The 8,501-nt window shown below is 62.2% G+C and carries 9 protein-coding genes and 1 pseudogene; 4 read left to right on the top strand and 6 right to left on the bottom strand.

Going from position 1 to position 8,501, the window contains the following annotated elements:
* The 6 genes from NW837_RS09490 to trpB all read right to left on the bottom strand — a co-directional run.
* Window positions 1-669 (bottom strand): Uma2 family endonuclease (locus NW837_RS09490; protein WP_414331004.1); only part of this gene is annotated, 669 nt, incomplete at its 3' end.
* A gap of 240 nt (window positions 670-909) precedes the next feature.
* Window positions 910-2,304 carry a DNA repair protein RadA gene (radA, locus tag NW837_RS09485; RefSeq protein WP_414331001.1) on the bottom strand — a complete coding sequence of 465 codons (1,395 nt, stop codon included), beginning with the start codon at window positions 2,302-2,304 and terminating at the stop codon, window positions 910-912.
* Window positions 2,305-2,316: 12 nt separating this feature from the next.
* Complete coding sequence (gene aroC / locus NW837_RS09480; protein ID WP_414330998.1) at window positions 2,317-3,453, bottom strand: chorismate synthase; 1,137 nt, start codon at window positions 3,451-3,453, stop codon at window positions 2,317-2,319.
* A gap of 53 nt (window positions 3,454-3,506) precedes the next feature.
* On the bottom strand, window positions 3,507-4,271 hold the full coding sequence (locus NW837_RS09475; RefSeq protein ID WP_414330996.1) for a pantothenate kinase: 765 nt from the start codon (window positions 4,269-4,271) through the stop codon (window positions 3,507-3,509).
* A complete protein-coding gene (locus tag NW837_RS09470; RefSeq protein WP_414330994.1) occupies window positions 4,261-4,995 on the bottom strand; it encodes an AMMECR1 domain-containing protein in 735 nt (244 codons plus the stop codon). The genes NW837_RS09475 and NW837_RS09470 overlap by 11 nt, the downstream gene beginning before the upstream one ends.
* 37 nt (window positions 4,996-5,032) lie before the next feature.
* Entirely contained in the window at window positions 5,033-6,286 is a 1,254-nt protein-coding gene (gene trpB / locus NW837_RS09465) for a tryptophan synthase subunit beta (protein WP_414331007.1), read from the bottom strand.
* 180 nt (window positions 6,287-6,466) lie between these two features.
* Between trpB and NW837_RS09460 the strand changes: the two genes are divergently transcribed.
* From NW837_RS09460 to NW837_RS09445, 4 genes and pseudogenes are all read left to right on the top strand, one after another.
* Window positions 6,467-6,826: a hypothetical protein gene (locus tag NW837_RS09460; protein ID WP_011433121.1), complete on the top strand. Its 360-nt coding sequence runs from the start codon at window positions 6,467-6,469 to the stop codon at window positions 6,824-6,826.
* Window positions 6,827-7,085: 259 nt separating this feature from the next.
* Complete coding sequence (locus NW837_RS09455; RefSeq protein ID WP_011433119.1) at window positions 7,086-7,628, top strand: hypothetical protein; 543 nt, start codon at window positions 7,086-7,088, stop codon at window positions 7,626-7,628.
* A gap of 48 nt (window positions 7,629-7,676) precedes the next feature.
* Window positions 7,677-8,240, top strand: coding sequence for a helix-turn-helix domain-containing protein (locus NW837_RS09450; protein WP_414330992.1), 564 nt, complete (start codon window positions 7,677-7,679; stop codon window positions 8,238-8,240).
* A pseudogene (locus NW837_RS09445) lies at window positions 8,240-8,501 on the top strand (Hsp70 family protein); the annotation flags it as partial. The gene NW837_RS09450 and the pseudogene NW837_RS09445, both read left to right, overlap by 1 nt.

Below are 8,501 nucleotides of genomic sequence, written 5' to 3'. Positions count from 1 at the left end.
CGCGTTAGCGGGACGGAGTCCTTTCGCGTTAGCGGGACGGAGTCCTTTCGCGTTAGCGGGACGGAGTCCTTTGTCCCCCAGCCATGTGGACGCGAAGGGGACAAACTCACCTCCCCGCCGCTGAAAAAGGGCCAGAGGGGATCCCTGGAGTTCCCTTAGTTGCCGCAAGGGAGAGGCTATGCCCGCTGTGCGATCGTAGACCGCGTAGTAGCTGACGCCGGCGCGGGCATAGTCTTTGCGTTTGCGGCCCAGCTCTTCCCCTTTGCGCTTGGAGACAATCTCAATGACCACATCCGGCGGCTTACCCATCTCCCAGACCAGGTAGGTGCGATCTTCCTTGCGCTCAAAGCTGGCGGGGGGAGCCACCTCCAGGCTGAGCGTCACATCGGGCATCAGGGGGGGCAGTTTGAGGGCAGAGAACAGGCCAATATTGGCTGTGGCCAAAAAGGGGATCAGCTCCCCCGTGTCTTCGGCCTTGGGCTGGAAGGAGGCGTAGAGAGCGCTGGTGAGCAGGCGCTGCAGCTTCTCCGAGTGAATGCTGTCCACAGGCTCATCGTCCTCGATGACCAGGTCGCTGTTCGCGCAGCGGGTGTAGCCTTTATCCGGTGGCGGAGGAAATGCCGTCTTTGGCATCGAGGGCTGGACTGGGCTGGAGGGTGCGGAAACCATGCTCACCGGGATCCCTTGCTGGTGCCGCTAACTGAGGGCTGGGGTTTGACTCATGCTACTGAGCTGTTCGCGCAGCAGGCGTAACCTTTTTTGAGAGTAACAAAAGTCTTCGGGAAAGTGATGAAGGCACCACCAGAGCAGCCGACGATGTTCCTGCAGCAGGCGTAGCCTCTGGAGATAGGGCGCAGCAAAACCCGGCGACGGGATGAAGTGCAAGGGGATTTTCTTGGGCAACTGCCCTCATTCTGGGCTCTGGGAACTGGGCAGAGCCACGAGCAGAGCCTCCAGCACCCGCTGCACCCGGCTCAAGCGCAATCCATAATCTGACAAAACGGGACTGTTGGGAATGATGGCGTGGCGAAACCCCAGCTTGCTGGCTTCTTTCAAGCGCTGCTCCAATTGGGCCACCGGGCGCACCTGTCCTCCCAACCCCACTTCGCCAATCAGGACTGTAAAAGGATCCACTTGGCGATCCCGGAAGCTGGCGGCCACGGCCACTGCTACCCCCAAGTCGGCAGCCGGCTCGGCTACCTGAATGCCGCCGGCAGAGGCGATGTAAGCATCGTATTTGGAAAGCGGGATCCCCACCCGTTTTTCCAGCACAGCCAAGATCTGCAAAAAGCGGTTGATTTCAATGCCGGTGGAGGTGCGGCGGGGGGAGCTGTAGCTGGTGGGGCTGACTAGGGCCTGCACTTCCACCACCAAGGGGCGGGTGCCCTCGCAGGCGACGATGGTGGCTGTTCCGGGCATGGCCTGATCCCGGCTACTCAAAAAAAGCTGCGAGGGGTTCTCCACCTCCACCAAGCCAGAGGCGGTCATCTCAAAAACACCCATTTCCTGGGCTGCCCCAAAGCGGTTTTTGACGGCGCGCAATAGGCGGTGGCTTTGGAAGCGATCCCCCTCAAAGTACAAGACCGTGTCCACCAAATGCTCCAGCACCTTCGGCCCGGCCAGGGATCCGTCTTTGGTAACATGGCCTACAATCAGCAGAGCCACCCCCAGTTTTTTGGCCAGCCGCATTAACAGGCCGGTGCATTCCCGCACCTGGGAAACGGATCCCGGCGCCGAGGTGAGTTGCCCCCAGAAGATGGCTTGAATGCTGTCGATCACCGCCACCTGCGGTTGCAGAGCCTGGATCTCCGCCACGATGGCCTCCAGGTCGGTCTCGGCCAAGAGGTAGAGCTGCTCGCTTTCCACCCCCAGCCGCTCGGCGCGTAGCTTGATCTGCTGGGCTGATTCTTCCCCCGACACGTATAAGATGGGCCCGCTCTTGGCCAGGTGGGCAGCGCTCTGCAGCAGCAGGGTGCTCTTGCCAATGCCCGGATCCCCGCCAATCAACACCAGGGATCCCGGCACAATGCCACCTCCCAACACCCGGTCAAACTCGCCATAGCCGGAGGAGAGGCGAGGGTGGCGATCTGAGGAGACCTGGGAGAGGGGGAGGGCCGACCGGGGGATCCCATTGGCGCGGTTGGACCTAGGAGCGAGGGCTTGGGCCCGTGGGGACTTGGCCGCTGGGGCGACGACCACTTCCGTCAGGGTGTTCCAGGCGCCGCAATGGTCGCAGCGGCCCAAAAACTTGGCATAGCGCTCGCCGCACTGGCTGCACTCCCAGACGGTTTTGGCCTTGGCCATAGCCGGGGACTCCTAGGCCTGGGGAGCAGCGGCGACAGGGAGGGGCACCTCCGGCAAGACCAGGGATCCGCACTGGGCGTGGTGGCGCAGCAGATGGTCGCAGAGGACCAGGGCCACCATCGCCTCCACCATCGGCACTGCCCGCGGCAAGACACAGGGATCGTGGCGTCCCCGCGCCGCCAAAACCGTCTCTTGCCCATTGAGGGTGACGGTGTTTTGAGGCTGGCGAATGGTGGCAGTGGGCTTAAAGGCTACCCGCAGGACGATGTCTTCGCCGTTGCTGATGCCCCCCTGGATGCCGCCGGAGCGGTTGCTGTGGGTGCGCCAGCCGCCGGGGGTCATGTAAAACTCGTCGTTGTGCTGCTTGCCCGTCAGGTAGGTGCCGGCAAACCCCGAGCCAATCTCAAACCCCTTGCTGGCTGGCAGGGACATCACCGCCTTGGCCAAGTCGGCCTCCAGCTTGTCAAACACCGGGGATCCCAGCCCGCGCGGCACCCGGCGGGCTACACACTCCACCACTCCCCCCAGCGAATCCCCTTCCCGCGCCGCCTCCTCAATTTTTTGGATCATGGCCGCCGCCGCTTGGGGATCGGGGCAGCGGACGATGTTGGCCTCCACCTGCTCTGCAGTTACCGAGCTGGGATCCACCTGGGCTTCCACGTCTTTTACCCGCTGCACGTAGGCCAGGATCTCCACCCCTGCCGCTAGGCGCAGGATCTTCTTGGCAATGGCCCCGGCAGCCACCCGGCCAATGGTTTCTCGCGCTGAGGCCCGTCCGCCCCCCTGCCAGTTGCGGATGCCGTACTTGGCCTGGTAGGTGGCATCGGCATGGGAAGGGCGGAAGGTGGTGGCCATCTCCTGGTAGTCCTGGGGGCGGGCATCCTGGTTGCGTACCAGGATGTGGATGGGGGTGCCAAGGGTGAGGCCCTGGAAGACTCCCGAAGTGATCTCGCAGCGATCGGCTTCCTGGCGCGGCGTGGTGATGGGGCTCTGGCCAGGACGCCGCCGATCCAGCTCTGCCTGAATGTCGGCCTCGCTCAAGGGCAGCCGCGGCGGGCAGCCATCCACCACCACCCCCACCGCCCCCCCGTGGGACTCGCCATAGGTGGTCACGCAAAACAGGACACCGAAGGAGTTGCCGTTGGCCATGGGATCCCCAAGCAAGAAGCCGTTACTCGCAGGCGTCTGGGAGAGACTGTTTTCTATTCTGCACTAGGGGAGTGGCGGGCAGTGCGGTGCAGCTGGCGGCAGCCGGCAATTCCCCGCAACACCAGGTGGGGATCCCAGCGCAGCTCTGGGTCAAGCGGGCCCAAGTGAGGGTGGAGCCACTTCCCATCCCCGCCGGTCAGCAGCAGGGGGCCTTGGGGAAAGCGGCGACGCCAGTCGGCAATGAACTCGCGCAAGCCAGCCAAGAGGGTGTGGAGGATGCCGCTGCGGATGGCAGCCACGGTGTCGTTGGCCCAGCGAGGGGGCAAGGGATCCTGCGGATCCCACTGCACTTTGGGCAGCAGGGCTGTGTGATCAGCCAACGCCTGCGCCTGCAACCCCAGGCCGGGCAAGATGGCCCCTCCCACCAGGGATCCTTCAGAGTCAGCTCCTGTGAGGGTCAGGGCAGTACCCGCGTCGATGACCAAACAGGGCCAGCCGTAGTGGATCCCAGCAGCCCACAGGGCCAAAGCCCGATCCAGCCCCAGCCCCGGGTAGGGATCCCGCAGCGGCACCTGCGATAGCTCCAATCGATGCACCCAAGGGGATTCCGGCGGCAGGGGAGCAGAGCCCACAGGAGCCAGCCACAGCTCTGTCTGCTGCGGCCAGGACAAGGGCTGGTGGGCAGGAAACTGCTCCACCTTCACCAGGGTCTCCCCCACAAACCAGCCCCAGCGCACGTGAGTGTTGCCCAGCACGGCTGCCAGCCATTCACGACAGCGGTGCGAAGCGCTGAGATCTGCCCCCTCCTCAAAACTCATGCAGCAGCTCTGCCTCCACGCGAAACAGCTCCACCGGCTGGTCGACAGGGATCCCGGCCAACCTCTTGGCAGTGGCGAGCTGCCATTCCGTCGTCAAAGCCTCTCCCGGCAGCAACACCGCTCCCCGGGTTCCAGAGCGGACAAATAGGCCCATGCGGGTGGGATCCACCTGCTCCACAGCGGCAAAAGGACTCCGTCCCGCCGACGCAATGGGCACCACCCGCCGCACAATGGCTACCTGAATGGAGGCCGACTCCAGCTCCCCGGGTTGCAGAGGTACGTAGCGCCAATCGCGGGTGACTGCCCCCACCGCCGCCCGGATGGTGGCCCTGACCAGGTCCTCGCCGCTGGGATCCAAGCTGCCCCAGCAGCCACGGGGCCGACCCTCTGTACTCACCGTTACAAAAACCCCCGCAGAGCGCCGCCAGTGGGGCGGGATCTCCTCTGGAGGTGGCAGCACCTGGCCGGTGGCGAAGTAGTAGGCAATGGCCTGACGCGCCAGCGCCGGCAGGGTGTCAGGGAGAGGTTGTCGCCGGCTGGGAGAGGGGATCCCTGCTGATCGCGTTAGCGGGACGGAGTCCTTATTGAACTCCGTCTCGCCCGTGCGGTTGTGCCAGCGGTGCGGACCACCCACGGATCCCGTCCACAACCCCAGCCCTGCAGCCAGGAGCAGGCCGAGAAGACCCAGCAATCGAACCGTGAAGTGAACTCGGCAGGTGAACACCCAAGAGAATCCCGTTGGTGGTCACAACAACCGTACTCTAAAAGCTACGCCCTCTCTGCTGCAAATACTTGAAAACGGTGTTTAGATCCTTGTCGCCGCGCCCAGAACAGTTGACCACTACCCGTTGCTGGGATCCGAGCTGTGGGGCCAAAGTTTTCAGGTAGGCCAGCGCATGGGCCGTCTCCAGCGCGGGGATGATCCCCTCCAGGCGCGACAGCAGCAGCAGCGCTTCCACCGCTTCGTCGTCAGTAACCGCGTAGTACTCGGCCCGCCCGATTTCTTTTAGGTAGCTGTGCTCTGGCCCCACGCCAGGATAATCCAAGCCAGCGCTGATGGAGTGGGCCTCCTGCACCTGACCTTCTTCATCCTGCAGCAGGTAGCTCATCGCCCCGTGCAAGACCCCGATGCGACCGCGGTTGAGGGTAGCGGCGTGGCGGGGCGTGTGCAGCCCTTCTCCGGCGGCTTCGATGCCGATCAGTCGCACCCCTGGATCCCGGACAAACTCGTTAAACAGGCCCAGGGCATTGGATCCGCCTCCCACACAGGCTAGCAGCACATCCGGCAGCCCTCCCCACTTCTCCTGGCATTGCTGCCGCGTCTCCTGGCCGATGACATCGTGAAAGGCCCGCACCAGCTTCGGGTAAGGGTGGGGCCCTGCCACCGTACCGATCACATAGTGGGTGGTCTCCACATTCGTCACCCAGTCGCGGATCGCCTCCGACAGAGCATCTTTGAGGGTACGCGTGCCCGCCTCCACCCCCCGCACCTCAGCACCCAGCAGGCGCATTCGCTGCACGTTGGGGGCCTGCCGCTCCATATCCAGTGCCCCCATGTAGATAACGCATTCCAGCCCAAAACGAGCACACACGGTTGCCGTGGCCACCCCATGTTGCCCGGCGCCGGTCTCGGCGATCACCCGTCGCTTGCCCATGCGCACCGCCAGCAGCACTTGGCCAAGGGCGTTGTTAATTTTGTGGGCGCCGGTGTGGTTGAGATCTTCCCGCTTCAGGTAGATCTGCGGGCCGCCGTAGTATTCGGTTAGCCGCTGGGCAAAGTAGAGGGGGCTGGGCCGCCCGACAAAATCCCGCAGCAGGCTGTGAAACTCAGCGCGAAAATCGGGATCCCGCCAGTGATGCTCAAAGGCTTCCTCCAGCTCCGTTAGGGCGCTCATCAGGGTTTCCGGCACAAACCGACCCCCAAACGGCCCAAACCGCCCCTGGGGATCCGGACGCACCTGCGGGTCAAGGGGATCCAAAACACGAGGGGAAAAAGCAAAAGAAGCTGAGGTCATGGCAGAGTCCGTCCGGGCCTTGTAGCCTGCAACTAGAGAGAGGCTTTCCCATTCTACAGAAGGAAGGGGCGATGACCAGTCTCGCCTCTCTTCTTCTGCCGTGGGATCCCGAAAAGTTGTTTTGAACAAGGGTCTTCCCAGGATTTTTAAGATAAGGCCGTCCGATTTTGAGGCGGCCTTATGGACAAGCATCTGCAAGAGTTGCTCCAGCAAGAAGATCAAAAGCGCAGAGATGAAGAGGTGCGGCGCACCTATGCCCTTTCTCAAAAGTCCGAGGGGATGGTGATCCTTCTGTCTATTCTGCTTGCCTTCGGAGCCTACCTCTACACGCGGCGGTGGAAAGCTTTGATGGTTTTTCTGGGCTGGTGTTTCTTCCTTGGCGTGTTGTTTAGCGACGACGAGGGAGAGGTTTCCCTACCCGGACTGTTTCTGGCCTCCACCTGGGCAGCGGTAGACAATTGCAGCGCTATCCAGCGGGCAAGAGAAGAAATTGAACGGCTGCGCTCCGGCCAAAACCCTGATGTTGATCGGCAAACTTAAACTTGGTCGACAAAACAAAATAGTGGCCCAAAAATCGGTATTTTATTTCAAACTCTCGAAAAAGATGCTATACCTACTATTTCAAGTGGCACCCAGATACAAGCGGCGCAACCGACCCATTCTCAACGGCAGTGAAACTTGGATTCCTATTCCCTTTGTCTTTTGGGAAAGAGCTTGGACAAACCAAATTCTGTCCCCATAGGAGAGGGGCTGGAGGTGAGAGAGCTTAGGATAGCTACAGATTAGAGCAATCAAAACCATGAAGTCTGCTGCTCGCCTAGCTTGTCTGCTTGCCGGACTGATCCTAGGAGCGGGGATCCCCGTCATTGCTCCCGCCCCTGCCCTTCCCGTTGCCCAAGCCGGTTTCCGGCCCTATCTCAATGCCCGTTTCGGCTACCGCATCGACTACCCGGCAGACTTCATTCCGCAAGGGGAATCGGACAACGGCGATGGCCAAGTGTTTCTCGGTCAAGACGGGGCTGAGCTGCGCGTTTGGGGTGGGTACAACATTTTTCAAGCAACGCCCGCCAGCGCCCTGCAGGAAGAACTTCGCCGCAGCCGGGAAAACCAGCGCCGGGTTACTTACCAAGCTGTTGGCCGGGATTTCTTTGTGGTCTCCGGCTACGAGCCCGTTCGTGTCAGCGGTGCGGAGCCCTTTGGCCAGCGGATTTTCTATCTCAAAACAGTTGTCCGCCCTTCGCTGCAAGCTGGCTTTGAGTTCGTGTACCCGGCCAGCCGGCGCGAGCGCTATGACCGAGATGTGGAAGCTATAGCCCGTTCCCTGCGCCTTGCCGATCCCTGAGCTAGACCCAAGTTGGGGCATGATCGTAGGGATCCCTGGCAAAACCCAATGGCCGAGAGACCGCTGGATAGTTGGCTGCAGGAACGCATGCGGGTTGTTGGCCTGTCTTCTTGGCGGGCTTTACAGGCCCAGGCCGGGATCAGCCGCCGCGCCCTTGATCAGGTGCGCCAGGGGAAGTGGGGATCCCTGCGCCTGGAGCAACTGCAAAAGTTGGCTGCCGCTCTGCAGTGGGATTTGGGATCCCTACTGCGCCTCAACGGGAATGACAAAATGGGAGCCACCGATTCCTCAGAAGTCCTCTTCTCTCTGCTGCAGCCGCTGCTGACCAGCTACCCCACTGTCCGCCAGATTGCCCAGCGCAAGCCCGATTGGCCGGCCCAAAACGTGACAGCTCTGTTTCGCTCCTTAGACGCTCTGCTGCAGCGCTGGGGGTATGAGCCCATCGGCAACCCCCTGGAGTCCGTCCCCTTTGATCCGCAACTGCATCAACCGGATCAGCCGGATATTCAAAAGGGGGATCCCGTTTACATTCGCTTTGTCGGCTACCGCCGCGGTGACCACATCCTCTGCCCAGCCAAAGTCAGCCGTTCCCTGCCTGGAGGATTGAGCTGATGGCACCTGCCCCCAAAGCGACCCTAGCCATTGATTTTGGCACCAGCAACACGGTGGTGGCAGTTTGGGATCCCGCCCAAGCAGTGCCCCGTCTCCTCACTCTTCCCGGCCTCTCTCGCCCAGACCACTCGGCTATTCCCAGCTTGGTCTACGTGAAGGGAAAAGGCCAGCTCCTGGTGGGGGAAACCGTGCGCGCCGGTCGGTGGGGGGCAGTGGATCCGCAACGGCTGTTTCAGGGGTTTAAGCGGGACTTGGTGGCGG

Source organism: Synechococcus sp. R6-10, from assembly GCF_047461815.1.
Classification (GTDB): domain Bacteria; phylum Cyanobacteriota; class Cyanobacteriia; order Thermostichales; family Thermostichaceae; genus Thermostichus.
The sequence above is the reverse complement of the archived record's forward strand: the minus strand, read 5'-3'. Positions and strand labels throughout refer to the sequence as shown.